This is a genomic window from Paraburkholderia sp. RL17-347-BIC-D (assembly GCF_046027915.1).
Classification (GTDB): Bacteria; Pseudomonadota; Gammaproteobacteria; order Burkholderiales; family Burkholderiaceae; genus Paraburkholderia.
Window position 1 is genome coordinate 155,490 of sequence record NZ_JARESS010000013.1, and the last position, 25,920, is coordinate 181,409.

Consider the following 25,920-nt stretch of genomic DNA (forward strand, 5'->3'; position numbering starts at 1 on the left):
TCTTCGAATGGTGATTGAGTACGACATTGCAGATAGCAAGCGCCGCGAGGCAGCCACTACCGGCCGGTCAATGACTCAGCGATCCGACTCCGTCGGGCGGCGCTCCGAAGACGCGCGGCGGTGCAAGCTGCTTGACTAGCAAAGCGATGCACGAAAGGGCTCCAGCGACGGCGATCGTCGCGAAGACGCCTTCAAGCGTAAAGTGCCGGCGTACGAGTTCGGCTACGAGAAACGAGCCCGCAATGCCGCCAAAACGGCCCATGCCGAGCATCCACGCGACGCCGGTGCCACGCCCTTCGGTCGGATAAAAGGCGGCCGCAAGCGCATTCATGGAGGCTTGCGCGGTGTTCATCAGCACGCCGGACACCAGTACCATTGGCACGAGTAGAGCCACGTGTCCCGCCGTCTCTCCAATACCAAAGAGGCTGATCGCAGCGAGGAGGTAGCACGCGGCAATCACGAGATTTGCATTGAAGCGATCCATCAGCACGCCGCACAGCACCGCGCCGACACCACCGAGCGGGAACAATGCGGAGATCAGCGTCGCGCTCTTCTGGCTCAGGCCTGCATCTTTCAGCAGAATCGGCATCCAGTTGATCAGCGCATAGAAAATCAGAAGGCCCATAAAGGCCGCGAGCCATAGCATCAATGAACCAACGATGTATGAACGCGACAGCACGACACCGAGCCCCTTGTCGCCCGTTCCCGGCGCGCGCTCGGTCAGTGCGAACCCGCGCGCGTGAATTGCTTCAACGGAGATACGCGCGAGAGTTGTGCGAATACGCGCCACGGGTTTGCCATTTGCAACCATGAAGCGTACCGATTCCGGCATCTTGAGCCATAGCAGGACACCGTGAAGTATCGGCGCGACGCCGCCCAGCATCAGAACACTTCGCCAGCCGGCATGGGGAATCAACCATGCCGCGAGCAAACCACCCAAAGCCGCGCCGAGTGGGAATCCGCAGCACATCAGACTGGTTACGGTCGCGCGGCGCCGGGTCGGACAGAACTCGTCCATCATGGTCACCGCATTAGCCATGGCTGCACCGAGGCCGACGCCCGTGATGAAGCGCAGCACGGTCAATTGACCAATGTTCGTCGAGAACGCGGACACGAGACAGGCAACGCCGAAGAGGAATACGGAGGCGATCATCAGAGACCGTCGTCCAACGCGGTCGGACAAAGGGCCGGACACGAGCGCGCCGAACGCGAGGCCGAACAGCGCGGCACTCAGGACCGGTGCGAGATCGGGCTTTGCCAGATGCCATTGCGTCAGTAACGACGGCGCGATGAAACCGATTGCCGCAGTGTCGAAGCCATCCAGCACGACAATCACGAAGCACATGAGAAAAACGAGTCGTTGAAAACGGCCGAACGGGTGCTCGTTGATGAAGCCTTGGACGTCGACGACTGAAGCACGTTTCACGGTTTGTCTCCTGTGTCGACCGGAATTAGCGCTTTAGCGCTTACTCCGGTCCCATGCAAAGCTAGTCGACCTGAGTTGGCGCTTTAGCAAAGTCTCACGTCATCCCGCCAACTATCATTCGACACGAATTCGATTCACATAGAATGATTACAAAACAGAACAATCAAAGTCAATGGGTTCCGCGCGGTAAGCATCGCGAACACAATCGGCACCAGCCGGCGATGAAGCGACACTGACCGCGCCACACAGAGACGACAATCATCAGTGGAACCCTTCCAGCACGGTTTTTCCGATTGCCCTTCCCGTTTCGATCCGTTCGTGGGCCTTGCAGATCCGCTGCCGTCAAAGTTGTCAATCAGCGCTATATGACACTGCGGGTTCAACACGCGCGCGAGACTTGGGGGCGCTGCCGGGCGTCGAAGTGATCGCCCCGAAATAGTCCACGCCACTGAAGCCGATTGCGCCTCACGCGCGTTCAAATCGTGCCGTCCAGTTGTTCGAGCACGTCAGCCGGGAGCAGGAGCGAGCCAGCCGCCAGGTTCTCGCGCAGATGCATGAGCGACGACGTCCCGGGAATCAGCAGGAGGTTGGGCGAGCGCTGCAGCAGCCACGCCAGCGCCACCTGCATCGGCGTTGCGTCCAGCGACGACGCCACTTCGGTCAGCGTCGCGGACTGCAAAGGCGTGAAGCCGCCTAGCGGGAAGAACGGCACATAGGCGATGTCCTGCTGCGCGAGAGCATCGACTAACGGGCCGTCGTGGCGTTGCATCACATTGAACATGTTTTGCACGCAGACGACCGGGGCAATTGACTGGGCTTCCTCGACCTGCGCGGCGGTCACATTGCTGAGACCCAGATGCCGTATCAAGCCCCGCTGCTGCAACTCGGCAAGGACCGTAAACTGCTCGGCAATCGACCCCTCGGCCGGACGTCTGTCGTCCATCATGGTGCGCAGATTGACGACATCGAGGACATCGACATGCAGATTGCGCAGGTTGTCGTGCACGGCAACGGTGAGTGCTGCCGGACTCTGCGCGGGGATCCATGAGGCATCGCTACCGCGCACAGCGCCCACCTTGGTCACGATCGTGAGGTCGTCACGATACGGATGCAGCGCCTCGCGAATGATCTGGTTCGTTACGTGGGGACCGTAGTAGTCGCTGGTATCGATATGGTTGACGCCGCGCTCCACTGCCTCGCGCAGGACGGCAATCGCCGTGTCTCGATCCTTTGGCGGCCCGAACACGCGAGGGCCGGCGAGTTGCATGGCGCCGTACCCCATGCGGCTCACGTGGCGGTCCCCAAGCATGAACGACCCGGGAGCGTTCGTCTTCGTCATGATGAATTCCTGTGTTGCATTGGTTTGGCTTCTGCCTGCAGGCCGATGGTTTGACCTGTTAGGGATGCTATATCCGCAACGATATTTCGCCTATGTCCTGAATTGCAAAGCAACATTGCGAGTGGTAGAACGTTAAAGGCCCCACTCAGAGCCCCGGATGAACCGAATCACTGACCTCAATGATCTTCGACTCTTCGCTGAAGTCGTCGAGCACGGAAGCTTCACGGCAGCGGCCCGCAGCCTCGGCGTACAGACGTCGAAACTCAGCCGGCGTGTTCGCGCACTGGAGGAAGAGCTTGGCGTTCGTCTGCTCAATCGCACCAGCAGGAGCCTGTCCCTGACGGAAACCGGGCGGCGGTTCCATCAGCATTGCCTCGCCCTGGTGGCGGAATCGAGGGCCGCCAAGGATTTTGTGGACCAGACACGCTCAAAGCCGCAGGGCACCATACGGATAAGCTGCCCCGTGGGACTGCTGACCTCCGGCATCTCCACAATCATTGCGCAGTATGTCCAGGACAACCCGCAGGTGCAGGTCCTCGTCGATGCAACCAACCGTCGCGTGGATGTGGTCGAGGAAGGTCTGGACTTCGCCATCCGGGTCAGGCTTCCCCCTTTGGAAGACACCGATCTCGCAGTCAGGCAACTAGGCTTATCCGTGCAGATTCTGGTCGCCAGTCCGCAACTGGCGGCGCGCCATCCGGTGCCCACGTCCCTTGAGTCGCTCGAAGAATGGCCCACGCTCGCCATGTCCAGCAGCAGCGAGCGCTTCGCGTGGAACCTGGTGAACGCCGAGGGCCGCACGACGTCATGGGCGCATCAACCTCGCCTGGCGACGGACGATCTGGCGAGCTTGCGGATTGCGGCTTTGCGAGGCGTCGGCGTGGCCATGCTGCCCCGTGAACTGGTCGACGCCGATATTCACGCCGGCCGGTTGCAGCACTTACTGGCGGGCCTGGCCACGACGCCGGGCCTCGTTCACGCGATCTTCCCCACACGACGCGGTATGGTTCCGGCCGTCCGGCAACTACTGGACGCCCTGGTTTCGGGGTTCGAAGATCTGAACCGGAAGTGATAGTGCGAGCGTAATTGCCTGAGGCTTCGCGAATGGCCTCACGTCGATAAATGCTGCTCAATATGTATCGTCTCTGACGATAGGTCTCATCGAAACATATAGGCTTCTTCCTCGACACGCCAACGCTTACTCTTCCCTCCACTTGATCTGAGATCTTCTCTCACGATTTAACGCAGGATTCCTACGTGTGACCTTCAATACAAACTCTTCCGGCTCATCTTCCTTGACACTTAGTCCATAAGGAATAGTTCATGCAAAACGTCCGTGCCGGTAACGCGCTCATTCCGGCCATAGGCTTTGGCACCTACGGGATGAATGGCGACGACATCTATCGAATGATTCCCGCCGCCCTTCGTGCTGGCTTCCGCCATATCGACACCGCGCAAATCTACCGTAACGAGGCCGAGATCGGCGAGTGCGTCGCCGAATCCGGCATTCCAAGAAGCGAAATATTTCTGACGACCAAGGTCTGGGTCAGCAACTACTCCGCAAGACACTTCGATGCGTCCGTGAACGAGAGCCTGCGCAAACTCAAGACGGACTATATCGACCTGCTCCTGCTGCACTGGCCTGGCTCGGATGTGCCGTTGACCGAACAGATCGCGGAGCTCAATGCGGTCGTGCGCGCCGGCAAGGTCCGGCACATAGGCGTGAGCAATTTCAACCGTGCATCGATGACGGAAGCTATCCGGCTTTCGGCGGCTCCGCTGGTCACGAATCAGTTCGAATACCACCCGTACCTGAACCAGTCCTTGCTCATCGGAAGCACGCGCCAGGCCGGGCTTGCCGTGACAGGATATTGCGGCATGGCGATTGGCCGCGTGTTCTCGGACCCGACGCTCATGGAGATCGCGGCCCGTCATGACAAAACCATCGCCCAGATCGTCTTACGGTGGCTTGTTCAGCAGTCCGGCGTGGTAGCGCTGTCGAGAACCACGCGGGTCGATCGACTGGCACAAAACCTGGCGGTATTCGACTTCGAGTTGGACGGTGCGGACATTGCCGCCATACACGCATTGGCGACGGCAAACAGCCGAATCGTAGATCCCCCCGGTCTTGCCCCGCTGTGGGATAGCACGGGCGCTTGACGACCTGGTCCCCGCCGCGAGACCGGAAGCACAACAGCGTGATCGATCATCATTTTGCGCTGTGCGAGCCGGCTTTACCGAGTGTTCCTAATGGTCGCTGCCATGATCCGTTCAAGAGGGTTTACCCGCTACGACGCGAGGCCTGTCTCGAACACGGCGGGTATTTTCTGGTAAGAGAATTTAAGGAATGAATGGCGAACCACGCATTGACACCGGTCAGCCGCTGGCAGCCATTCGCGTCGTCAGCGATACCGGCTGATCTCCAGACCGGAACCCACCGGCAACGATAGACTCGTCATGCCCGGCTTCGAGCGAACCGCGCGGATATAGCGCAACGCGTTCTCGCCGCCCGGCCGAATCATATCGTCAGCGACGATGATCGCCCCCGGATTGAGCTTCGGATAAAACGCGTCGAGACACGGCACATAGAGATCTTTCCAAAGATCGATGAAGACGAAATCCGGCTTGAGCGGCATGTCCGCGATCAGCGTGACCGCATTGCCGACCTTGAAGTCGACGTAAGCGGCAAGGCCGGCGCGGGTCGTCATCTCGCGTGCATAGGCCGATTTGTCGTCGTGCAATTCCATGGTGGTCACACGGCCGCCCGCGACCCGCGCCGCTTGCGCGAGCCAGAGCGTCGCATAGCCATCCGACGTGCCGAGTTCGAGAATGTGCGGCGCGTGCAGGCTTGCCGCGAGGATGTTGATGAAACGCGCGGTCTCCACGCCCGCCGCGCAAACATAGCGACCTTTCGTTGCCTTCTGCTTGCGTCGCGGGCGCGGCTTGCGTTCTTTCGCCTGCTCTTCTTCGGCGCGCTCCTGATAGGCGTCGAGCACGGCCAGAAAGTCCGGGGCCATCCGTCAGCGGCAACCAATCGCGCAGCCGAGCAGACTGAACGCGCCGACAATCCCGACGCCCGCGCCGAGCCCGAACGTTTCGAGCGACGTGGCGCAGCCCTGCAGACCGCAGGCGCACGCCAGCGTGGCCACCATGAGAAGTTGCCGGGTGCGGCGGCGCGCCGGCCGGCTGTATCGACTCCTGTGGATCATCGTCCCCCCTTCCGTGTTGATTGGCCTGAGCCAACGCGAAATCGCTGAAACGAGTGTAGCCAGCGCGCTTCGCGCAAAACGGTCGAATACCGGGGACAAAGACGGAGCCGCTTACAAAAGCTTCCGCAGACGTATTCAGCTTCTGTTCGGCGCAGCCCATGAAGTCACGGCCATTTCATCGCAAATGCCGGTTTTCCCACATACCGCCAGCTTACGACTTGTCATCCTGAAGGCTCAGGCGTGTGTATGGCGGGAGATGGCTATGTCGGTCTATGTCGATGAAGGGTTCAGGCCCTGTGTGACGGAATGCGCGACGGTCGCGTTCCGGGTGTGCTGTGATGATCGGGCGCAGATTTTCGAGGTCAGCGCCGAGGCACTCGTGGCCTATTGTGGCGCGGCGAGCAAGCGCAAGGAGGATCTACTCGTCGCATTCGAAGGTGCGCAACTGGAAATCCTTTCAGTCGCCGCGCAGAAGTGGGCCTTTAGACCGACGGAGCCGGTGCGTCTCGGCCTCGACGAATTCCGAATGGTCAGACATTAAACAGCAGGTATGCCAGAATCGCATCATGACCTGGATCGCCGCCCTGCCGATGTATAACGTCACGCCCGCGCTCGACCTCGAGTGGCGCGAGTGGCTCGCCGACGTGCTGCGCATGGTCAAGCCCGCGTGCCGCATTGTCGAACCGGACGAGGAATTGCACGGCTTCTGGCGGCGCCCCAATCTGCTGATCTCGCAGACTTGCGGCTATCCGTTGATGCACGGCTTGCACGAACAGGTTCAACTGATCGCGACGCCGCGCTTCGACGCGCCGGGCTGCGAGGGGGCGCACTATTCGAGCGTGCTGGTAACGCGCGCGGACGCGCAGTTCGACACGCTCGCGGCCTGCCGCGGCGCACGCGCCGCCTACAACCAGGACGATTCGAATAGCGGCATGAACGTGTTTCGCCACGCCGTGGCGCCGCTTTCGAGCGGCGGCATGTTCTTCAGCTCAGTGTTGCGAACCGGCTCGCATCTCGGCTCGCTGCGCGCGGTGGCGGAAAATCGCGCGGACGTCGCCGCGATCGATTGCGTGACCTTCGCTTTCGTGTGCGATGAAATGCCGAAACTGGCCCGCCAGGTTCGCCGGATCGGCACGACTGCGCCGTCGCCGGGCTTGCCTTTGATCGCCTCGGACACGGTGCCCTCGGCGACGATCGAGGCATTGCGCGAAGCGCTGAACGAGGCGCTCGCCAATCAGCCCGAGCGCGCGAAACGCCTGCGTTTGCAGGGCTTTTCCGTGTTGCCGCCCTCGGACTACGAACGCATCGAGCAGCTCGAAAACGAAGCGCGCGCCGTCGGCTATACGCGCCTCGCCTGAGGCCTGAGCCGCGGATTTAGTGCTGCTGCACGTCCAGCACCAGAAGCTGCGCGCCGTCGGCAACCTGATCGCCGACCGCATACAGCACCTCCGACACCGTACCGGCCGCCGGCGCACCGATGGTGTGCTCCATCTTCATCGCTTCCATCACGATCAGCGGCGTGCCCTTCTCCACCACGGTGCCCGGCTCGACCAGCACCGCGATCACCTTGCCGGGCATCGGCGCAGTCAAACGGCCTTCGCCGCCTTCGGCGTCCGCGGCGTGCGCAAGCAGGTTCTGCCACTCGAACGACAGCGCTTCGCCAAGGCAGAACACATGGAACGTATCGACGTCGACGAACACGCGGCCCGTTGCGCGCGCGTCGCCGATCGTCGCGCGGAATTCGTGCGGACCGCTGCCGTCCGACCAGCTGAAATCCTCGCGCACGCCGTTGTGTTCGAGCGTTTGCGTGTTGCCGTCGCGCGCGAACGTGACGGTGAAGTTGCTTTCGCTGTCGTTACCCGTCCTACCGCTGTCCAGATCGCGCCAGCCGAGCGTCTGCGTATAGCCGCTATTCAGGCGCCAGTGCGACAGCGCATCCCACGGCGACGCGCCGTGCGCCGTGCCGCCCTCGCGCTTGAGCAACGCCGCGCACGCCAGCGCCAACGCTTCCTTGAATGGCTTCTTGCGCGGCGCGAACAGGGCGTCGTGATGACGTTCGATCAGGCCCGTATCGAGATCGCCCGTTGCAAACGGCTCGCTCGCAACGATGCTTTGCAGGAACTCGACATTGGTATGCGGGCCGACCACCTCGCATGCATGCAGCGCGCGGCTCAGACGCGCGAGCGCCTCCTCGCGCGTGGCGCCGTGCACGATCAGCTTGGCGATCATCGGATCGTAGAACGGCGTGATGGTGTCGCCTTCACGCACACCGCTGTCGATACGCACCGGCGCCTTGCGTCCGGGCTCGCCGAGACCGGCCGCGTCGATGGCGAACTCCACGCCATCCGGCATCCGCAGATGCTTGAGCGTGCCCGTCGACGGCAGGAAGCCGCGCGCCGGATGTTCGGCGTAGATGCGCGCTTCGATCGCGTGACCATCGATTTTCAGCTGGGCCTGCGTAAGCGGCAGCGGTTCATCGGCGGCGACGCGCAGTTGCCATTCCACCAGGTCCTGGCCGGTCACCATCTCCGTGACCGGATGCTCGACCTGCAGACGCGTGTTCATTTCCATGAAGTAGAAGTCGCCCGTGCCGGTCATGATGAACTCGACCGTGCCCGCGCCGACATAATTCACCGCGCGCGCGGCCGCCACCGCCGCCTCGCCCATTTCGCGCTTGATTTCACCGGACAATCCGGGCGCGGGCGCTTCTTCCAGCACTTTCTGATGCCGCCGCTGCACCGAGCAATCGCGATCGAACAGATAGACCGCGCCGCCGTGCCGGTCCGCGAACACCTGCACTTCCACGTGACGCGGCCGCGTCAGATACTTTTCGATCAGCACGCGATCGTTGCCGAAGCTGCTTGCCGCTTCCCGCTTGCATGAAGCCAGCGCCGCCGCGAAATCCTCGCCGCGTTCGACCACGCGCATGCCCTTGCCGCCGCCACCCGCGCTGGCTTTGAGCAGCACCGGATAACCGATCGCATCCGCCTCGCGATGCAGCAGTTGCGGATCCTGATCGTCGCCGTGATAACCCGGCACGAGCGGCACGGCGGCCGCATGCATCAGTGCCTTCGCGGCGGCCTTCGAACCCATCGCGGCGATGGCCTCGACCGGCGGCCCGATGAAGACGATGCCGGCCGCTTCGCAAGCATGCGCGAAGTCTTCGTTCTCCGACAGGAAGCCGTAGCCCGGATGCACCGCCTGCGCGCCGGTGGCGCGCGCGGCTTCGATAATGCGCTCGACGCGCAGATAGCTTTGCGCGGCTGTCGAGCCGCCGATGTGCACCGCCTCATCGCACGCGGCCACATGTTTCGCGTTGGCGTCCGCATCCGAATAGACGGCCACGCTCGCAATGCCGAGCCGCTTGCAGGTCGCGGCGACGCGGCACGCAATCTCGCCCCGGTTGGCAATCAGGATCTTGTTGAACATGAAGTGTCTCGATGAAGTGTGCCGTTTTTTCGGGGCTGTTGTTCTGGTCAAGGCGCGGCGCGCGCCCTGGAATGTGTGCTTCAGTTGCGCCAGGCGGGCGTGCGTTTCTCGAGGAACGACGCGACGCCTTCGCGCCCTTCCGCGCCGGCACGCGTGCGCGCGATACGCGCCGCCGTGTCCTCGATCATCGCAGCGTTCAACTCATGGCCCGCGATGTCCTGCACGAGCTGCTTGCACGCGCGCACCGCTTGCGGACCGTTCGCGCAGAGCGTCCCGGCAATCTGTTGGATAGTGGCGTCGAGTTGCTCCATGCTCACCGCTTCGCTGACGAGCCCGAGGCGCAACGCCGTCGCGCAATCGAATTGCTCGGCGGTCGTGAAATAGCGGCGCGATGCCTGCTCGCCCAGCGCGCGAATCACGTACGGCGCGATGGTGGCTGGAATCAGACCGAGGCGCGCCTCCGAGAGGCAGAAGCGCGCGCTGTCGACAGCCACCACGATGTCGCACGCCGAGATCAAACCCATGCCGCCCGCGTACGCGTCGCCGTTGACGCGCGCGATCACCGGCTTGTTGCAGCGATAGATCGACGACAACATGTTCGCGAGCAGCATCGCGTCGGCGCGGTTCTCGTCGTCCGAGTAGCCGGCCATCTTCTTCATCCAGTTCAGATCCGCGCCCGCGCAGAACGCCTTGCCGTTCGCGGCGAGCACCACCGCGCGCACGTCGTCGCGATCGTTGAGCGCGGTGAAGGCCGCGGTCACTTCGGCGATCATCGTTTCGTTGAACGCGTTGCGCACGTCCGGACGACTCAATGTGACCGTCGCGACCTGGCCGGCGAATTCGACATTCAGTGTTTCGTATTGCATCGTCGCTGCTCCCGCGCTTGGTCGCGCATCGTCACATTCTGAACACGCCGAAACGCGTGTCTTCGATCGGCGCGTTCATCGCGGCGGACAAGCCAAGACCGAGCACATCGCGCGTTTGCGCCGGATCGATCACGCCGTCGTCCCACAGGCGCGCGCTCGCGTAGTACGGATGGCCCTGATGTTCGTATTGATCGCGAATCGGCTGCTTGAACGCCTCTTCTTCTTCAGCGCTCCACGAGCCGCCCTTGCCTTCGATGCCGTCGCGCTTGACGGTGGCCAGCACCGACGCCGCCTGCTCGCCGCCCATTACCGAGATGCGCGCGTTCGGCCACATCCACAGGAAACGCGGCGAATACGCGCGACCGCACATGCCGTAGTTGCCCGCGCCGAACGACCCGCCGATGATCACCGTGAACTTCGGCACCTTGGCCGTAGCCACCGCCGTCACCATCTTCGCGCCGTTACGCGCGATGCCTTCGTTTTCGTATTTGCGGCCCACCATGAAGCCGGTAATGTTCTGCAGGAACACGAGCGGAATCTTGCGCTGGCAGCACAGCTCGATGAAGTGCGCGCCCTTGAGCGCGGACTCCGAAAACAGAATGCCGTTGTTCGCGATGATGCCGACCGGATGCCCCCAGATATGCGCGAAGCCGGTGACAAGCGTGGTGCCGTAGCGCGCCTTGAATTCGTCGAATGCCGAATCGTCGACGATCCGCGCGATCACCTCGCGGATATCGAACGGCTTGCGGGTATCCACGGGAATCACGCCGTACATGCTCTTCACGTCGTAGCGCGGCGGTTTCGGTTCCTGCAATGCCACCGGCACCTGCTTGCCGCGATTCAGATTGCCGACGATGCTGCGCGCAATCCCCAACGCATGCGCGTCGTTCTGCGCGAGATGATCGACCACGCCCGACAGACGCGTATGCACGTCGCCGCCGCCGAGATCTTCGGCGCTCACCACTTCACCGGTGGCGGCTTTCACCAGCGGCGGACCGCCGAGGAAAATCGTCCCCTGATTCTTGACGATGATCGACTCGTCGCTCATGGCCGGCACGTAGGCGCCGCCTGCGGTACACGAACCCATCACGACGGCGATCTGCGGAATGCCCGCTGCGGACAGATTCGCCTGATTGTAGAAGATGCGGCCGAAGTGATCGCGGTCCGGAAACACGTCGTCCTGGTTCGGCAGATTCGCGCCGCCCGAGTCCACCAGATACACACAGGGCAGATGATTTTCAGCGGCAATTTCCTGCGCCCGCACGTGTTTTTTCACGGTAACTGGATAGTAGGTGCCGCCCTTGACCGTTGCATCGTTGCAGACGATCACGCACTCCTGCCCGGCGATCCGACCAATGCCGGTGATCACGCCCGCGCCCGGCGCATCGTTGTGATACATGCCGTAGGCTGCGAGTTGCGAGAACTCGAGAAACGGCGTGCCCGGATCGAGCAGCTTCTCGATGCGATCGCGCGGCAGCAGTTTGCCGCGTCCCGTGTGTTTGTCGCGCGCCGCCTGACCGCCGCCCAGCGCGAGCTTCTCGACCTTCGCGCGAAGGTCGGCGACTAGCGCTTCGAGCGCCGTCGCGTTGGCGCGGAAGTCGTCCGAGCGCGGATTCAGCTTTGATTCGATGATCGGCATTACGGGCTTCTCCTGTCGATCGGAGTTAGTGCTTCAGCACTTACTCCGATCCCATGCAAGGTAATTGCTTTCGCCGCTTCTTTATAGGCTTTGCGCTGACACGCAGCGTGACGCGCCGTACGATGTATGGTGCGCTGCGAAGTGCACTAAGTGCACAACCGCTCAGGCCGTTTCGGCGAACAGTTCGCGGCCGATCAGCATGCGGCGGATCTCGCTGGTACCGGCGCCGATTTCATAGAGCTTCGCGTCGCGCCACAAACGGCCGACCGGATACTCGTTGATATAGCCATTGCCGCCGAGAATCTGGATCGCCTCGCCGGCCATCCACGTCGCTTTTTCCGCGGTGTAGAGAATCACGCCCGCGCAGTCTTTGCGCACCTGGCGCACATGCTCCTTGCCAAGCGTGTCTAGTTGACGACCCACGGCGTAGAGATACGCGCGGCACGCCTGCAACGTCGTGTAGAGGTCCGCCACCTTGCCTTGAATGAGCTGGAATTCGCCGATCGGCTGACCGAACTGCTTACGGTCGTGGATATACGGCACGACCGCGTCCATGACCGCGACCATGATGCCGGTCGGGCCGCCTGCGAGCACGGCGCGTTCGTAGTCGAGGCCGCTCATCAGCACCTTCGCGCCGCCGTTCAACTGGCCGAGAATGTTTTCTTCCGGCACTTCCACGTCCTGGAACACCAGTTCGCCGGTATGCGAGCCGCGCATGCCGAGCTTGTCGAGTTTCTGCGCAACGGAAAATCCCTTCATGCCCTTCTCGACGATAAACGCGGTAATGCCGCGCGAATTCGCTTCGGGATCGGTCTTGGCATAGACGACCAGCGTGTCGCAATCCGGGCCATTGGTGATCCACATCTTCGTGCCGTTGAGCACGTAGTGGTCGCCCTTCTTCTCCGCGCGCAGCTTCATGCTGACCACATCCGAACCCGCGTTCGGCTCGCTCATGGCGAGTGCGCCGATATGTTCGCCCGACACGAGCTTGGGCAGATACTTCTGTTTTTGCGCTTCCGTGCCGTTGCGATGAATCTGGTTGACGCACAGATTCGAATGCGCGCCGTACGAGAGACCGACCGACGCCGACGCGCGCGAGATTTCCTCCATGGCGATCATGTGCGCCGTATAGCCCATGTTCGCGCCGCCGTATTCCTCCGAGACCGTCATGCCGAGCACGCCCAGATCGCCGAACTTGCGCCACAGGTCCATGGGAAACTGATCCGTGCGATCGATTTCCGCGGCACGCGGGGCGATTTCTTTGGCAGCGAATCCCGCGATGCTGTCGCGCAGCATTTCGATTTCTTCGCCGAGCGGGAATTGCAAACCGGGCAGGTTGCTCATTGCTGTGTCTCCAGAGTTCGTTGGCGGCCGGCCCTGGGTGGGCGCCGGCTGGTCCGGTTGCGGCTCGGCGGACGGCGGCGGCTTTGTGGGCCGCCCCTGTCGTCCCGCACGAGGCGCGAAACGTTCAAGGTGCATTTCACGCTAGATTTACGTAAGCGTCAATAGGTATTTTTGAGTGTTACTCAGAAACTGAAGCGACCGCCTACAACATCGCTATGGCGTGATAGCATCGCAGTCATCAAACTTATTCCGCACCTTTACGAGCCGAATTCGCCTCACAAATCTGAACTGGACTCATATGACGGTTGCCACGAAGGCCGAGTTACCCGCCTCGCGCCGCCAGCCGGCCGGGCGCAAGTCGCAGCAGCGCGTGAAGGAGATCCTTCAGGCGGGGCGCGACGTGTTCTCCGAAAAGGGCTACGAGCGCGCGACAACGGCCGAAATCGCGCAGCGCCTCGGCATTTCCGAGGCGACCGTGTTCAGCTATTTCCGCGGCAAACGCGAGCTGTGCGCGCGGGTGATCGGCGACTGGTACGACGAGATCATCGACGCGATCGAATCCGGCTTGCCGCGCGACGGCAATGTGCGCCAGCAGTTCGCGTTCATCGTGCGCACGCATTTGCGGCTGATGCTGGTCAACGGCACTGATCTGTGCGCGCTGGTGTTATCCGAAGGTCGGGCCCGGCATCATGAGCTGAGCGAGGCGCTCACGGAGTTGCAGCGCCGCTATACCGCGCCGTTGATGCGCGTACTGGCGCAAGGCCAGGAGAGCGGGCAGATTCGCGCCGACATGCCGCTGCGCCTGTTGCGCTCGATGGTGTTCGGGCCGATGGAGCATGTGCTGTGGGACGCTACGCTCGCGAACCGGCATATCGATATCGATGCGACCGCGGATCAGCTCATCGACGTCTTGTGGGCCGCGCTGACGCCGCCAGATCTGGCGATGAGCGCATTGCAGCAGTTCAGAGTGGAAGTGGCGGAGGCGAACCGGCGGTTCGAAGAGGCGGCGCGCGGTGCAACGGATATGTCTCGCGGCAACGAATAGCGGGCGCATTTCCTGTGTTTGCCTCACTTCTGTTCTTCGTCGAAAAAACGGCTAATCTACTGCTTCCCGGTCGAAGTCAGATGGAGACGCCAAGTGCCGAAAGAATCAGCCGCAAAGATCGCCAAGCCAGCCAAGACCTCGAACATCCGCATCGGCATAGGCGGCTGGACCTACGCGCCCTGGCGCGGCACCTTCTACCCGCCCGACCTCACGCAAAGCCGCGAACTCGAATACGCGAGCAAGAACCTCACATCGATTGAAATCAACGGCACGTTTTACGGATTGCAAAAACCGGCGAGCTACGAGAAGTGGTACCAGGAAACGCCGGACGATTTCGTCTTTTCGCTGAAGGCGCCGCGCTACGCGACCAACAGAAAAGTCCTCGCCGACGCGGGCGAAACGATCGAACGCTTCTTCGGCAGCGGCGTGCTATTGCTCAAGCAGAAGCTCGGCCCGGTCAACTGGCAATTCGCACCCACCAAAAAATTCGACAAGGAAGACTTTGAAGCCTTTCTGAAGCTACTGCCGGCCAGTATTGAAGGCCAGAAGCTCAGGCATGCGATCGAAGTCCGCAACGACACCTTCAAGACGCCGGACTTCATCGCGCTCGCCCGCAAATACAAAGTCGCCGTGGTACTGGCGGGCGACAGCGAATACCCGCAGATCGCGGACATCACCGCGCCCTTCGTGTACGCCCGCATCATGGGCACGACGGACAAACAGGCCAAGGGCTATTCGACCAAGGCGCTCGACACGTGGGCCGAACGCGCGCGGCAATTGGCGGCAGGCACGACACCGGACGATCTGGAAACCTCGGCAGAAGCGCCCGCGAAAACAGCCACACGCGCGGCCGCACTGGACGTCTATCTCTACGTGATCAGCGGCTTCAAGGAACGCAATCCGGCAGCCGCCATGGCGCTGATCAAACGTCTCTGACACGCGCCGCCCGGCCGCATCGCGCGAGTGTCATAATCCCGGCAGCGAAGACAAGCACGATCAACGCACCCACACTCATGCAGTCAGGCCGCGAGGCCACTTCATCACCAAGGTCCGGGAGAATATTTTGAGCGCCATCGACAATCCTTTGCACGATCAGGAAGTCGGCTCGGCCGACGCCACCCAGGACACCACGCGCATCGACGACGTTCGGATCGGCGCGGTCCGTCCACTGATTTCCCCTGCGCTGTTGCAGGACGAGTTGCCGGTGCCGCCTTCGGTGCAGACTCTGGTCGAGAAAACCCGCGCGGAAATCGCCGATATTCTGCATGGCCGTGACGACCGGCTCGTGATGATCGTCGGGCCGTGTTCGATTCACGACCACGATCAGGCGATCGAATACGCACACAAACTGAAGGTCGCCGCCGACACCTACAAGGAAGATCTTCTGATCGTGATGCGGGTCTACTTCGAGAAGCCGCGCACCACGGTCGGCTGGAAAGGCTATATCAACGACCCGCGGCTGGATGGCAGTTTCCGCATCAACGAAGGTCTGCGTCTTGCACGGCAACTGCTGCTCGACATCAACGGTCTCGGCTTGTCCACGGCCACCGAGTTTCTCGACCTGCTGAGCCCGCAGTACATTGCCGACCTGATCGCGTGGGGCGCCATCGGCGCGCGCACGACGGAGAGCCAGAGCCATCGTCAACTGGCGTCAGGCCTGAGCTGCCCGATCGGTTTCAAGAACGGCACCGACGGCGGCGTGCAGATCGCCGCGGACGCGATCGTCGCCGCGCGCGCGAGCCACGCGTTCATGGGCATGACGAAAATGGGCATGGCCGCGATCTTCGAAACGCGCGGCAACGACGACGCGCACGTGATCCTGCGCGGCGGCAAGAAAGGGCCGAACTACGACAGCGCGTCGGTGGAAGCCACCTGCGTGGCGCTCAAATCAGCGGGTTTGCGCGAGCAGGTCATGGTCGACTGTTCGCATGCGAACTCGGGCAAGTCGCACTTGCGTCAACTGGAGGTGGTGCAAGATCTGGCGCAGCAGTTGTCGCAGCGCGAGCGCCGCATCATCGGCGTCATGCTGGAAAGTCATCTGGAAGAAGGCCGTCAGGATCTGAAGCCAGGCGTGCCGTTGCGTCACGGCGTATCGATCACGGATGCCTGCGTCAGTTGGGCGCAGACCGAGCCGGCGCTCGAGACGCTCGCCGAAGCCACCCGCAAACGTCGCGCCGGCTGAGCGCGAGCCGGGACGCAAGCGCTGAGTCGGGCAAACCCCCAGGAAGCCCCTTGGGGAGAGCACAAAAACACACGCGCCGCACCAGCCGCCGATCGATCCACCTTACCGGGGTTGGGCAGCGCGTGATTCCTCACGCCCGATGCATCGCTCGCCGCGCGCCAGTTTGGCGCGTGTGGATGCTCCGGCGTGAAGCGCGTTGCATTAAGACGCGTTGACGGCTTCCTTAAACGCCTTGCCAGCGGTGAATTTCACCGTCTTGGCAGCCGCGATCTGGATCTCGGCACCCGTCGACGGATTACGGCCCACGCGTGCTGCGCGCGCGCCAGTCGAGAAAGAACCGAAACCGACCAGTTGCACCGTATCACCACCCACCACGGCTTTGGTCACCGCTTCGACGATCGCGTCGATGGTTTGGCCGGTGGCCGCTTTGCTTTCGCCCGTCGCTGCGGCGACTGCATCAATCAGTTCCTGTTTGTTCATAGCACTTCCCGTATGGTAATCATGGAACCGGCGCCACATCTGTTGCGCCGGGACCGACACACTAACGCATAGGCGCGGGTTCGCGCAAACCTTGGGTGTAAGCCTTGTATCACCCGCCCACAGGGAATTTGACGATTTTTTCATGCAAAGTGCCATAAGAATCGCGCGCTTACACGTTTCTTTGGCTCGACACGGCTTTTTGCGTTATCACAATCCGTTGCAATTTCAGTGCTTTAGCACGTCCCAAGCCGCCACCAGCGGGCTTTTTTTACTATGTTATGGTGGATCGCAGAAAGTCGGAATTTGGCAGGCGCGGCGTCCGGTGAATAAAGAATCCGGGAGGAATAAAAAATGAATTTTCGCCATATTGCAACATGTGCACTGCTCGCCGCGACGTCCTGCGCGGCCCTCGCAGCCGACGACAAAAGCTGCGCCACGCTCGTCGGCACGGCAAATTCACCCGCTCCGCAGAGCTTTCACGTACGTGACGGCGAGCCGGTCGACCTCGTCAGCGGCACTGGAACCGTGCACGGCAAGCTGCTGGTTTTCGGCGACAGCGGCGTTTTCCGGGCCTATTGGCAGCCCGAGAACAGCCCGGAGAAGTATGTGCTGGCGAATGCCGGCATGAATACCGTGCGGCTCGTCTCTACGCCGCCACAAGGCACGCCGGCACAGAACGGCCAACCCGGCACGACGCTCACGCCGCAACGCGTGCTCTCCTGTCCGGTACTTTGATGCGACGAGCCTGTCACTTCGGCCGTTCGAACGCGGCACAAATGACCCATCACGCATCGTAAGCAGGTCGGACTTACCGCTTATTCGCGAGGCAATCGATTTCTATCTGACACGCCCTCAAGGTCCCACCCGTCCTGCCGATATACAAAGCTGCGTGTGCTGCGCAAACGTTTAAAGGAACGGGGATGGTTCTGTTAGCCAAATTGAGGGATGCGCTGTCGGTCGCGGAACGCGACCCCGAGCTCGTGCGTTCGCAGCTCGAAGCATTCAGCCACCAGGTCCCGCTTCTCTATTTCATTCTGCTCGTCAATACGGCGGCCGTCGCCATCACGCACGTCAGCTGCGCGCCGGCATGGTTGTCGATCTACTTTCCCGCGACGCTGTGCACCCTGTGCATCATCCGTTGCATACGATGGTGGCGTCTTCGGCACCGCCCCCTGACTCTCGACAAGGCAGTGTCCGAACTGCGCAAGCTGACCTGGCTTGCCGGCCTCTTCGCCGTCGCATTCAGCAGTTGGTCGTTGCTGCTCTTTCCCTACGGCACCGCGTACGAACAGACGCAGGTCGCGTTTTACATGGCGACGACGCTGGTCGGCTGCGTGTTCTGCCTGATGCACTTGCGCGCGGCTGCCATGCTGTTGCTGTCGATCGTCATCCTAAGCTTTTCGACCTTTCTGGTTTTCACCGGCTATCCGGTCTTCATTGCGATGGCCGTCGACATGACATTGGTCGGCGTCGCGCTCGCCTTCATCATTCAGCTATATTGCCGGACCTTTGCCGACGTCGTGCACGCGCAGCGCGAGTTGCAGGCGAGCCAGCAAAAAACGCAACGCCTCAGCGACGACAACTTCCGGCTCGCGAGCATCGACAGTCTGACGGACCTGCCCAACCGGCGCAGTTTCTTCGCCTCGCTGCGCGCGCTATCCGAGCAGGCGCTCGGCACCAGTAGCGGCTTCAATGTTGGGCTGATCGATCTCGACGGCTTCAAACAGGTCAACGATATCTACGGCCACGCCTGCGGCGACCTCGTTCTTCAGGAAGTCGGCTCGCGTTTGCTGGCGCTCGCCGAGCCCGGCATTTTCTTCGCGCGCCTCGGCGGCGACGAGTTCGGCGTGCTCGCGCAGCACAAACTGGCGAACGAGACGCTCGTCGAATTGGGCGAGCGCATCTGCGAGGCGCTCGGTCAGCCCTATCGAGTTGCCGGCAACGTCGCCGAGTTGTCGGGCACGATCGGCTGGGCCGCGTTCCCCGAAGCCGGCACGACGGTGGCCCAAGTGTTCGAACGCGCCGACGCGGCACTATACGTGGGCAAGGAAAGCCGGCGCGGCACGCCGGTCATCTTCTCCACCGAACATGAAACGCGCATCCGGCGTTCGAGTCTCGTGACCCAGGAACTCCGCCATGCGGACCTCGAGTCGGAACTGTTTCTGGAGTTCCAGCCGATTTACGACGTCGTCACGCAATGCACCCTGGGTCTGGAAGCGCTCGGGCGCTGGCACAACGCACGGCTCGGCGCGGTCAGGCCGGAAGAATTCATTCGGATTGCCGAGCGTACCGAACTGATTCTGCGCATCACGGAAGTGCTGCTGCACAAAGCGCTCGACGAAGCGGCGCGCTGGCCGTCCGAGCTTTATCTGTCGTTCAATCTGTCGGCGATCGATATCTGCACGTCGGCGCGCGCCCGACGGCTGATCGATATCGTCATGGCAAGCGGCGTGCCGCCGCACCGCGTGTCGTTCGAAATCACCGAGACCGCCGTGACGCGTGATTTCGAACAGGCCCGCTGTTCGCTCACCATGATCAAGAAAGCCGGCTGCCGCGTGTCGCTCGACGACTTCGGCACCGGCTATTCGAGCCTCAGCTATGTGCATCGCCTGCCCTTCGACACGATCAAGATCGACCGCAGCTTCATGACGGACGTGGATACCAATAGCGCGTCGAAGAAGATCGTCAAGTCGGTGCTCGACCTGTGCCGCAACCTTGGGCTTGAATGCGTGGTGGAAGGACTCGAGACGGCATCACAAGTCGAGGTCGTCAAGGCGCTAGGCGCACGCGCGGTGCAGGGTTATCTGTTTAGCCGGCCGATGCGGGCAAGCGCGATCGCCGCCTATTTGCAGACGGCGCGCGGGCACGATTTTGCGATTGAGGTCCAGCCGTAGTCCTATCGTTTCGCGACACGGTGCGGTGCTGAACCCGCTTCACCGTCGCGCGGCCAGGCGTCGCCTGACCGCCCTCATCAGCGCGCTAACGTGCCGCGGTATCGTATTCCAGCTTCGGATACCAGTCCGTGCCACGGCCACCGGGCGTCATGTCGAGCACGGTCCAGATCGGCATCACGTCCGGGGCGCCGCGTGGATCCTGCCCGGGGTCCGCAGTCGACGGCCCCATCTCCTCCGCCCAGAAGTGCCGCACCGTGCCGCCCGAGCGCGTAAACACATTGAACGCGGGATTGTCGTCGCCCGCCGGATCTTCCGCCGCGTAATCGCGATTGAAGGTGTTGCCGCCCGATGAATACAGCCGCAGATGCCGCCAGCCCCGCTCCTTCTTGAACGCAACCAGCTTCTCGATCGGCGAGCGGCCGATCACCGCGAACGCGACGCGCTGCAGGATGTCGGGCATTTCGCCGTCGTATGCACTCAAAAGCGAGGTGCACATCGGACACGGCCGGGCGCGCTGCGGGCCGAACATCCAGTTGTAGGTGACGAGCGTGTCATGCTCGCCGAACATCTCCGATAGCTTCACCGGGCCGGCTTCGCCCATGAACAGGTAATCCTCGGGCACGACGCCGCCGGCCGGCAGCGCGCGCCGCTGGGCGGCGACCCGTTCGATATGGCGGCGCAATTCGATTTCCTCGGCGAGCAGGTCGTTGCGCGCGCGCCGATAGTCGGCGCTTTCGCCGGGAAAGCGGCTCGGCGTGTCGGCCGCTAGTTCGCGGGCCGGCTTCAACGTTTGTGCGGATGCGGATACGTCAGTCATCAGCCATCTCCTCTTACGGAACAAGGATAAAGGGCGCGAGCAGCGCGCCGCGAACGCGGCCGCGTTCTCGTCCTCTATATAGCCACGACGAACCGCGCGGCGGCAAATCGACAGCATCGGCAAAATTTTTTGGCGATGCTCAGGCGCACCCTGACGGCAACCCAAAGCGCCCGGCAAGGTATCCTTGAGCGCAACAGCACGCGCGCCGAGGCGCGCCGTCCATGGGGATGCAACATGCCGCTTCGTCTGCCACCGCTGCCGGCGCTTCGTTTCTTTGAAGCGGCCGGCAGGCATCAGAGTTTCAAACTCGCCGCCGCGGAACTGAATGTCACGCCGAGCGCGATCAGCCACGGCATTGTCGGACTGGAACAGGCGCTCGGCGTCGAACTGTTCGTGCGCGAGCCGCGCGGCATCTCGCTCACGGCGAGCGGCGCGGATTACTTGTCCTACGTCTCCGAAGCGTTTTCGCTGATCGCGATCGGCACGCAGCGCCTGCCGAATCACCGCGCGGATCGGCCAATCGCGCTGAGTTGCGCGCCGACCTTCGCGTCGCGCTGGCTGCTGCCGCGCCTCGCCGGCTTTCGCGCGCTCTGGCCAAATGTGAACGTGAGCGTCGACACCTCGCATCGTCAGGTCGGTTTTCCCGTCGACGGTTTCGACTTCGCGATCCGCATGAGCCGTGCGCCGGTTGCAGGCACCGCGTGGACGCGGCTGTTCGGCGAGCGCCTCGTGCCCGTGTGCAGCCCCGCGTATCTGGCGGATCTGCGCGACGAGCACGGCAACGCGGACCTGCGTCGCGCGACGCTCATTCACGTGAACGCCGCCAGCGAGGACTGGCAGGCGTGGCTGGATGCGACCGGCACCGAAGGCATCGAGACCACCGCAGGCCTGCGCGTCGACACGATCCAGCTCGCCTTTGAAGCCGCGGCGATGGGCCTCGGCGTCGCGCTCGGCAGACGGCCGCTGGTGGATCGGGATATCGACAGCGGCGTGCTCGTGGAGGCTTATCCGGCGACGATCGCGTCCACCACGGCCTACTGGTTGGTCAGCGCGGAGAACGCGGACCGCCGGCCGGAGCTTTTCGATTTCAAACGCTGGCTGGTGAGCGAGGCCGAGCAGTTCGACGCGCACACCGACGTTGCCGGCCAGGCACTGCAGAACGCCACCAACTAAACCACAGGTCCGCTTCGCACAGGTGAGCCACGCTCACCTGTCGTCAAAAACTTATCTTTTGCCGCTTCTGACGCTCGCTGCGACCATGTGTCGAAGGAGATCAGAACCATGTCGACCGCCAACAGCAAACGCTTCGCCCCCGCCTTCAATCAGACGACGCTCGTGATTCTCGCCGGCGCGCTCATTCTGAGCGCCGCAATGGGCATCCGGCAGACGTTTGGTCTGTTCATCGGACCGTTCTCGTTCGATCGCGGCTTGCCGGTCACGCTGATTGCGTTCGCGATCGCGCTGCACAATCTCGTGTGGGGTTTCGCCCAGCCGTTCGCCGGCGCGGCAGCGGATCGCTACGGTTCGGCGCCGGTGGTCGCGTTCGGCGCGACGACATTCGCGGCGGGCCTCGGCCTCGCGGCAGTGGCGCCCAGCGGCGCCATGTTGATCGTCGGCATGGGGCTGCTGGTCGGCATCGGCGTGAGTTGCACGACCTTCGGCGTGGTGTTGCCGGCGGTCGGCCGCATCGCCTCGCCTGAAAAACGCAGCATGGCGATGGGTCTGGTCAGCGCCGGCGGCTCCGCCGGCCAGGTGCTGATGGTTCCACTCGTGCAAGGCGTCCGGCTCAGTTCGGGCATTGCCACGTCGCTCTTCGTGCTGGCTTTCCTGATGCTGCTGATCGCCCCGCTCGGCATGGTGCTCGACCGGCGCGCGCGGGTCGGCACGCCCGTCCACGAAGAGCATGTCGCGCCGCTTCGCAAAGTACTGGGTCAAGCCGCCGGGCATCGAGGCTACCGACTGCTGACGCTCGGTTTCTTCACCTGCGGTTTCCAGCTTGCCTTTATCGCCACGCATCTGCCCGAGTACCTGTCGCTTTGCCATATGCCGGTCGGACTCGGCGCCACCGCGCTCGCGCTGATCGGGCTGTTCAACATGGCGGGCAGTTGGGCGTGCGGCTGGCTGGGTGGCCGCTTCCGGCAGCATCATGTGCTCGGCTGGCTGTACGTGATTCGCAGCGTGACGATCGGCGCATTCTTTCTACTGCCGAAAAGCCCGGCGTCGGTGGTGATTTTCGCGGCCGTGATGGGGCTGACCTGGCTCGGCACCGTGCCGCTCACGAGCGGGCTCGTCGCGAAAGTGTTCGGCACGCGCCACCTCGGCAGCCTGTTCGGGGTCTGCTTTCTGAGCCATCAGATCGGCTCGTTTCTCGGCGCGTGGCTCGGCGGTCTGGTGTTCGATCTGACGCGCTCGTATTCGCTGCTCTGGGAAGCGACGGTGGTCGCCGGCCTCGTCGCCGCGATGCTGCACTTTCCGATCGACGACACCACCGTGAGCACGCCCACGCTTCGAGCTAACCCGGCAGCGGCGTGAGTGAGCGTGCCGACAGTGGCCACGAACGCCGTCCACCGGCATGAACTTAAAAGCAGCGCGTGCAGCTATTTTTTCGGCGTATCCGCCGCGGCTTTCGGCACGCGTCCCATCAGATAGAACTCGTCGTTCGGACGCATGGAAATCACGTTGGCCATGCGGTTCGACAAACCAAAAAACGCCGTGATCGCCGCGATATCCCAGATGTCTTCATCGGCAAAGCCGTGCTCGCGCAGCGTTTGAAAATCGGCGTCGCCGACCGTGCCGGACGCGCTGCACACTTTGACCGCGAAGTCGAGCATCGCCTTCTGACGCGGCGTGATATCCGCCTTCCTATGATTGACGGCGACCTGATCCGCGACCAATGGCGCCTTTTCGTAGATGCGCAGAATCGCCCCATGCGCGACCACGCAATACAAACACTGGTTGATCGCGCTGGTGGCGACCACGATCATCTCGCGCTCGCCTTTGCTGAGGCCGCCTTCTTTCAGCATCAACGCGTCGTGATAGGCGAAAAACGCGCGGAACTCGTCCGGGCGGTGCGCCAGTGTCAGAAACACATTCGGCACAAAACCGGCTTTCTCCTGCACTTCGAGAATGCGCGCGCGAATGTCGTCGGGCCATGCGTCCGGTTTGGGCACGGGGTAGCGGCTGATCGGCTGAGGCTTTGCCATGCGATGTCTCCGTCGTATCTGTTTGGGTATGACGACGATTCTAGCAAGCCGCACAGCCGCAGCACGTCCACGCTCGACAAGGTCCGATATCGACGCCCATATCGTCTAGACTTTCCACTCAAAGGAGCTTGAGCCGCGCCGCGACGACCGGCGCCGGCCGGATTTCAGCAGGAGCTGACCATGTCAGACGTTTTGCACGACGCGCGAGCGCCCGTCGTCAAGGTGCGCCCCGACCGGGAAATGGCGACGTCCCAGCGTCTGCCGTACTTTGTCGGCATCTCCGCCGGCACCGCGGGCACCACGGGTTTGTCGATGTATATGGTCGTAGTGCCGCCGGGCGGTCACGCCGAGCCTCACTTTCACGCCGACTACGAAACCGCGATCTACATGCTCGAGGGCAAGATCGAGACCCGCTATGGGCCCGGCTTGCGCGAGTCCGTCATCACCGAACCGGGCGATTTCCTGTTCATTCCGCCCGGCGTGCCGCATCAGCCGTTCAATCTGGACGCGACCACCGCGGCGCGCGCGATCGTGGCGCGCAACCATGCGGACGAGCACGAACGCGTCGTGCCGTATGATCCGGCCTCTGACGCATGATTCAGCCTCAGACGCGTGATCCAGCAAATGAAGGCAGCGGGGCTGGTACCGGCTAACGGCTGGCTACACCGGTCTCGCCGCCGACCGCGACCACGCGCATTTTCCGCCCCGCCATCCCGCGTCAAGCGCCCAGGTATCCGGCCTGCCCCGCAGCGCCGTTTTGCCACCTGTGCTTAAATCCGCTTCTCATATCATTCTTGTACGATGGCGACAGCCTGCCGACGCGGCATGGCGCTCGCCGTCGTGCGGGAACGGAACATGCGCGGACTGTTCGCCATGCGTCACCCGGGCGCGGACGTTTCAAATTCCAACATTCCATTCTCAGGAGCGCGGTTGTGTGGCATTTTCCGGTTGCTATTCCACCCTCGCTGGGCGTGTGGGCCGTGTTCATGAGCGTGCTCATCACGCAACTCGGCGTGCCGATTCCGGCCGCGCCGATGCTGATCCTCGGTGGAACCATGGCCGCCATGGGGCAAACCTCGTATACGAGCGTCGTGTGCGCCGCGGTCGCCGCCACGCTGATTGCCGACTCGCTATGGTTCTTCACCGGACGAATCTATGGCCGCCGCCTGCTGAACTACCTGGTGCGCTTCTCCCTCTCGCTCGACACCACGGTGCGTCTCGCGCGCAATACCTATGAACGCTACGGCGCGCCGATTCTCGCCGTCGCGAAGTTCCTGCCCGGACTCGGCCTGATCTCCGCGCCGCTGCTCGGCACGACAGCGATCAGCGTCAGCGTGTTTCTGCTGTGGGACTTTATCGGCGCGGCATTGTGGTCCAGCGTGTGGGTCATCGGCGGCGCCGCATTGCACGACCAGATCGTGCAATTGATGCTGCTCGTGCGCCACAACGGCGGCACGATTTTCGATGCGTTCGCGGCCATCTTCGTGGCCGTGCTGCTGTATCGCTGGGTGCGCCGCTGGCAGTTTCGCCGCTGGCTCGCGCATACGCGTATTTCGCCGGACCAGCTCGACGAGATGATGAAGTCGAACGAGCCGCCGCTGATCTTCGACGCGCGTCCACGCAGCGTGCGCGAAAGGGAGTCGCACCGGATTGCCGGCGCGCGGCGGCTGGATCTCGATTCGCCCGAGCCGATCGATCCCGAGTTGCTGAAGCGGCCAATCGTCGTCTACTGCGTGTGTCCGAACGAAGCGACGGCAAAGCGCATCGTCGACCAGTTGCATCGCAAGAATATCCACCACATCCGCGCGCTCAAGGGCGGCCTCGACGCGTGGCAGAAACGCGGTTATCCGGTCGAACCGTTGCCGCCCGACTTCCACACCGCGAAGGCCCATATGATCGAGGACGAGGGCGAAGAAGGCGAATACACGGTGCGCGCGCGGCTGGCGAAGTAACGACACCGCGCCTCGAAGGCCACGCAACGCTCATCAAAAACCGCTTGCGCTTCACACCCAATGTGTGCAACATGCATATATGCACGTTGCACACA

Annotated in this window: 24 protein-coding genes; 13 read left to right on the plus strand and 11 right to left on the minus strand. The window is 62.6% G+C overall.

Annotated elements, in window-relative coordinates; genetic code table 11:
* Positions 1–67: 67 nt before the first annotated feature.
* Together P0D96_RS19780 and P0D96_RS19785 are read right to left on the minus strand one after the other, a co-directional pair.
* On the minus strand, positions 68–1,426 hold the full coding sequence (locus tag P0D96_RS19780; RefSeq protein WP_408314929.1) for an MFS transporter: 1,359 nt from the start codon (positions 1,424–1,426) through the stop codon (positions 68–70).
* 475 nt (positions 1,427–1,901) lie between these two features.
* Positions 1,902–2,765 (minus strand): aldo/keto reductase family oxidoreductase, encoded by an 864-nt coding sequence (locus P0D96_RS19785; protein WP_408314931.1) that lies wholly within the window; start codon positions 2,763–2,765, stop codon positions 1,902–1,904.
* Positions 2,766–2,922: 157 nt separating this feature from the next.
* Here P0D96_RS19785 and P0D96_RS19790 point away from each other — a divergent pair, with 157 nt between their 5' ends.
* The gene (locus P0D96_RS19790) at positions 2,923–3,837 is read left to right on the plus strand and encodes a LysR substrate-binding domain-containing protein (RefSeq protein ID WP_408178178.1); all 915 of its coding nucleotides are present in this window, start codon (positions 2,923–2,925) and stop codon (positions 3,835–3,837) included.
* A gap of 251 nt (positions 3,838–4,088) precedes the next feature.
* Complete coding sequence (locus P0D96_RS19795; protein WP_408314933.1) at positions 4,089–4,925, plus strand: aldo/keto reductase; 837 nt, start codon at positions 4,089–4,091, stop codon at positions 4,923–4,925.
* A gap of 242 nt (positions 4,926–5,167) precedes the next feature.
* On the opposite strand, the gene P0D96_RS19800 is transcribed toward P0D96_RS19795, so the two are convergent.
* Together P0D96_RS19800 and P0D96_RS19805 are read right to left on the minus strand one after the other, a co-directional pair.
* Positions 5,168–5,782, minus strand: coding sequence for an O-methyltransferase (locus P0D96_RS19800; RefSeq protein ID WP_408314935.1), 615 nt, complete (start codon positions 5,780–5,782; stop codon positions 5,168–5,170).
* A 3-nt stretch (positions 5,783–5,785) separates the two neighbouring features.
* A complete protein-coding gene (locus P0D96_RS19805) occupies positions 5,786–5,917 on the minus strand; it encodes a hypothetical protein (protein ID WP_279388618.1) in 132 nt (43 codons plus the stop codon).
* A gap of 319 nt (positions 5,918–6,236) precedes the next feature.
* Here P0D96_RS19805 and P0D96_RS19810 point away from each other — a divergent pair, with 319 nt between their 5' ends.
* Positions 6,237–6,515 carry a DUF1488 family protein gene (locus P0D96_RS19810; protein ID WP_132379356.1) on the plus strand — a complete coding sequence of 93 codons (279 nt, stop codon included), beginning with the start codon at positions 6,237–6,239 and terminating at the stop codon, positions 6,513–6,515.
* A 25-nt stretch (positions 6,516–6,540) separates the two neighbouring features.
* Positions 6,541–7,332: a phosphate/phosphite/phosphonate ABC transporter substrate-binding protein gene (locus tag P0D96_RS19815; protein ID WP_408285293.1), complete on the plus strand. Its 792-nt coding sequence runs from the start codon at positions 6,541–6,543 to the stop codon at positions 7,330–7,332.
* Between the two features lie 16 nt (positions 7,333–7,348).
* Here the strand turns inward: P0D96_RS19815 and P0D96_RS19820 are convergent, their stop codons facing one another.
* The 4 genes from P0D96_RS19820 to P0D96_RS19835 all read right to left on the minus strand — a co-directional run bounded on the left by P0D96_RS19820 (position 7,349) and on the right by P0D96_RS19835 (position 13,252).
* The gene (locus tag P0D96_RS19820) at positions 7,349–9,403 is read right to left on the minus strand and encodes an acetyl/propionyl/methylcrotonyl-CoA carboxylase subunit alpha (RefSeq protein WP_408314937.1); all 2,055 of its coding nucleotides are present in this window, start codon (positions 9,401–9,403) and stop codon (positions 7,349–7,351) included.
* Between the two features lie 80 nt (positions 9,404–9,483).
* Positions 9,484–10,269, minus strand: coding sequence for an enoyl-CoA hydratase/isomerase family protein (locus tag P0D96_RS19825; RefSeq protein ID WP_408314939.1), 786 nt, complete (start codon positions 10,267–10,269; stop codon positions 9,484–9,486).
* Positions 10,270–10,300: 31 nt separating this feature from the next.
* A complete protein-coding gene (locus tag P0D96_RS19830; protein WP_408178183.1) occupies positions 10,301–11,908 on the minus strand; it encodes a carboxyl transferase domain-containing protein in 1,608 nt (535 codons plus the stop codon).
* Between the two features lie 162 nt (positions 11,909–12,070).
* Positions 12,071–13,252: an isovaleryl-CoA dehydrogenase gene (locus tag P0D96_RS19835; protein ID WP_132377550.1), complete on the minus strand. Its 1,182-nt coding sequence runs from the start codon at positions 13,250–13,252 to the stop codon at positions 12,071–12,073.
* Between the two features lie 298 nt (positions 13,253–13,550).
* On the opposite strand from P0D96_RS19835, the gene P0D96_RS19840 reads away from it, so the two are divergent.
* The 3 genes from P0D96_RS19840 (at position 13,551) to P0D96_RS19850 (ending at position 16,479) form a co-directional block, all read left to right on the plus strand.
* Positions 13,551–14,297 carry a TetR/AcrR family transcriptional regulator gene (locus P0D96_RS19840; RefSeq protein WP_408314941.1) on the plus strand — a complete coding sequence of 249 codons (747 nt, stop codon included), beginning with the start codon at positions 13,551–13,553 and terminating at the stop codon, positions 14,295–14,297.
* Between the two features lie 93 nt (positions 14,298–14,390).
* Entirely contained in the window at positions 14,391–15,233 is an 843-nt protein-coding gene (locus P0D96_RS19845; RefSeq protein ID WP_408314943.1) for a DUF72 domain-containing protein, read from the plus strand.
* A 127-nt stretch (positions 15,234–15,360) separates the two neighbouring features.
* Positions 15,361–16,479, plus strand: a complete 1,119-nt coding sequence (locus P0D96_RS19850) for a 3-deoxy-7-phosphoheptulonate synthase (protein ID WP_408178185.1) — start codon at positions 15,361–15,363, stop codon at positions 16,477–16,479.
* Between the two features lie 201 nt (positions 16,480–16,680).
* On the opposite strand, the gene P0D96_RS19855 is transcribed toward P0D96_RS19850, so the two are convergent.
* Entirely contained in the window at positions 16,681–16,959 is a 279-nt protein-coding gene (locus tag P0D96_RS19855) for an HU family DNA-binding protein (RefSeq protein WP_006049832.1), read from the minus strand.
* 351 nt (positions 16,960–17,310) lie between these two features.
* On the opposite strand from P0D96_RS19855, the gene P0D96_RS19860 reads away from it, so the two are divergent.
* Together P0D96_RS19860 and P0D96_RS19865 are read left to right on the plus strand one after the other, a co-directional pair.
* Positions 17,311–17,694, plus strand: a complete 384-nt coding sequence (locus tag P0D96_RS19860) for a hypothetical protein (protein ID WP_408285306.1) — start codon at positions 17,311–17,313, stop codon at positions 17,692–17,694.
* 185 nt (positions 17,695–17,879) lie between these two features.
* Complete coding sequence (locus P0D96_RS19865) at positions 17,880–19,853, plus strand: putative bifunctional diguanylate cyclase/phosphodiesterase (RefSeq protein WP_408285308.1); 1,974 nt, start codon at positions 17,880–17,882, stop codon at positions 19,851–19,853.
* A gap of 85 nt (positions 19,854–19,938) precedes the next feature.
* On the opposite strand, the gene P0D96_RS19870 is transcribed toward P0D96_RS19865, so the two are convergent.
* The gene (locus P0D96_RS19870; RefSeq protein ID WP_408314944.1) at positions 19,939–20,670 is read right to left on the minus strand and encodes a DUF899 family protein; all 732 of its coding nucleotides are present in this window, start codon (positions 20,668–20,670) and stop codon (positions 19,939–19,941) included.
* Positions 20,671–20,904: 234 nt separating this feature from the next.
* Between P0D96_RS19870 and P0D96_RS19875 the strand changes: the two genes are divergently transcribed.
* Together P0D96_RS19875 and P0D96_RS19880 are read left to right on the plus strand one after the other, a co-directional pair.
* Positions 20,905–21,843 (plus strand): LysR substrate-binding domain-containing protein, encoded by a 939-nt coding sequence (locus P0D96_RS19875; RefSeq protein ID WP_408314946.1) that lies wholly within the window; start codon positions 20,905–20,907, stop codon positions 21,841–21,843.
* Positions 21,844–21,951: 108 nt separating this feature from the next.
* Positions 21,952–23,202: an MFS transporter gene (locus tag P0D96_RS19880; protein ID WP_408178190.1), complete on the plus strand. Its 1,251-nt coding sequence runs from the start codon at positions 21,952–21,954 to the stop codon at positions 23,200–23,202.
* Between the two features lie 65 nt (positions 23,203–23,267).
* Here P0D96_RS19880 and P0D96_RS19885 read toward each other — a convergent pair whose 3' ends face one another.
* The gene (locus P0D96_RS19885) at positions 23,268–23,873 is read right to left on the minus strand and encodes a peroxidase-related enzyme (protein ID WP_408285317.1); all 606 of its coding nucleotides are present in this window, start codon (positions 23,871–23,873) and stop codon (positions 23,268–23,270) included.
* A gap of 180 nt (positions 23,874–24,053) precedes the next feature.
* Between P0D96_RS19885 and P0D96_RS19890 the strand changes: the two genes are divergently transcribed.
* Complete coding sequence (locus P0D96_RS19890; protein WP_408178192.1) at positions 24,054–24,470, plus strand: cupin domain-containing protein; 417 nt, start codon at positions 24,054–24,056, stop codon at positions 24,468–24,470.
* A 335-nt stretch (positions 24,471–24,805) separates the two neighbouring features.
* Entirely contained in the window at positions 24,806–25,825 is a 1,020-nt protein-coding gene (locus tag P0D96_RS19895) for a VTT domain-containing protein (RefSeq protein ID WP_408314948.1), read from the plus strand.
* The last annotated feature ends 95 nt before the right edge of the window (positions 25,826–25,920 follow it).

Excerpts from the sequence above, each read along its gene's own strand:
- P0D96_RS19875 (WP_408314946.1), top strand. The coding sequence starts at position 20,905 with ATGCCGCTTCGTCTGCCACCGCTGCCGGCGCTTCGTTTCTTTGAAGCG.
- P0D96_RS19860 (WP_408285306.1), top strand. The coding sequence starts at position 17,311 with ATGAATTTTCGCCATATTGCAACATGTGCACTGCTCGCCGCGACGTCC.
- P0D96_RS19865 (WP_408285308.1), top strand. The coding sequence starts at position 17,880 with ATGGTTCTGTTAGCCAAATTGAGGGATGCGCTGTCGGTCGCGGAACGC.
- P0D96_RS19785 (WP_408314931.1), bottom strand. The coding sequence starts at position 2,765 with ATGACGAAGACGAACGCTCCCGGGTCGTTCATGCTTGGGGACCGCCAC.
- P0D96_RS19805 (WP_279388618.1), bottom strand. The coding sequence starts at position 5,917 with ATGGTGGCCACGCTGGCGTGCGCCTGCGGTCTGCAGGGCTGCGCCACG.
- P0D96_RS19890 (WP_408178192.1), top strand. The coding sequence starts at position 24,054 with ATGTCAGACGTTTTGCACGACGCGCGAGCGCCCGTCGTCAAGGTGCGC.
- P0D96_RS19795 (WP_408314933.1), top strand. The coding sequence starts at position 4,089 with ATGCAAAACGTCCGTGCCGGTAACGCGCTCATTCCGGCCATAGGCTTT.
- P0D96_RS19820 (WP_408314937.1), bottom strand. The coding sequence starts at position 9,403 with ATGTTCAACAAGATCCTGATTGCCAACCGGGGCGAGATTGCGTGCCGC.
- P0D96_RS19880 (WP_408178190.1), top strand. The coding sequence starts at position 21,952 with ATGTCGACCGCCAACAGCAAACGCTTCGCCCCCGCCTTCAATCAGACG.
- P0D96_RS19835 (WP_132377550.1), bottom strand. The coding sequence starts at position 13,252 with ATGAGCAACCTGCCCGGTTTGCAATTCCCGCTCGGCGAAGAAATCGAA.
- P0D96_RS19830 (WP_408178183.1), bottom strand. The coding sequence starts at position 11,908 with ATGCCGATCATCGAATCAAAGCTGAATCCGCGCTCGGACGACTTCCGC.
- P0D96_RS19825 (WP_408314939.1), bottom strand. The coding sequence starts at position 10,269 with ATGCAATACGAAACACTGAATGTCGAATTCGCCGGCCAGGTCGCGACG.
- P0D96_RS19790 (WP_408178178.1), top strand. The coding sequence starts at position 2,923 with ATGAACCGAATCACTGACCTCAATGATCTTCGACTCTTCGCTGAAGTC.
- P0D96_RS19885 (WP_408285317.1), bottom strand. The coding sequence starts at position 23,873 with ATGGCAAAGCCTCAGCCGATCAGCCGCTACCCCGTGCCCAAACCGGAC.
- P0D96_RS19855 (WP_006049832.1), bottom strand. The coding sequence starts at position 16,959 with ATGAACAAACAGGAACTGATTGATGCAGTCGCCGCAGCGACGGGCGAA.
- P0D96_RS19815 (WP_408285293.1), top strand. The coding sequence starts at position 6,541 with ATGACCTGGATCGCCGCCCTGCCGATGTATAACGTCACGCCCGCGCTC.
- P0D96_RS19800 (WP_408314935.1), bottom strand. The coding sequence starts at position 5,782 with ATGGCCCCGGACTTTCTGGCCGTGCTCGACGCCTATCAGGAGCGCGCC.
- P0D96_RS19810 (WP_132379356.1), top strand. The coding sequence starts at position 6,237 with ATGTCGGTCTATGTCGATGAAGGGTTCAGGCCCTGTGTGACGGAATGC.
- P0D96_RS19840 (WP_408314941.1), top strand. The coding sequence starts at position 13,551 with ATGACGGTTGCCACGAAGGCCGAGTTACCCGCCTCGCGCCGCCAGCCG.
- P0D96_RS19870 (WP_408314944.1), bottom strand. The coding sequence starts at position 20,670 with ATGACTGACGTATCCGCATCCGCACAAACGTTGAAGCCGGCCCGCGAA.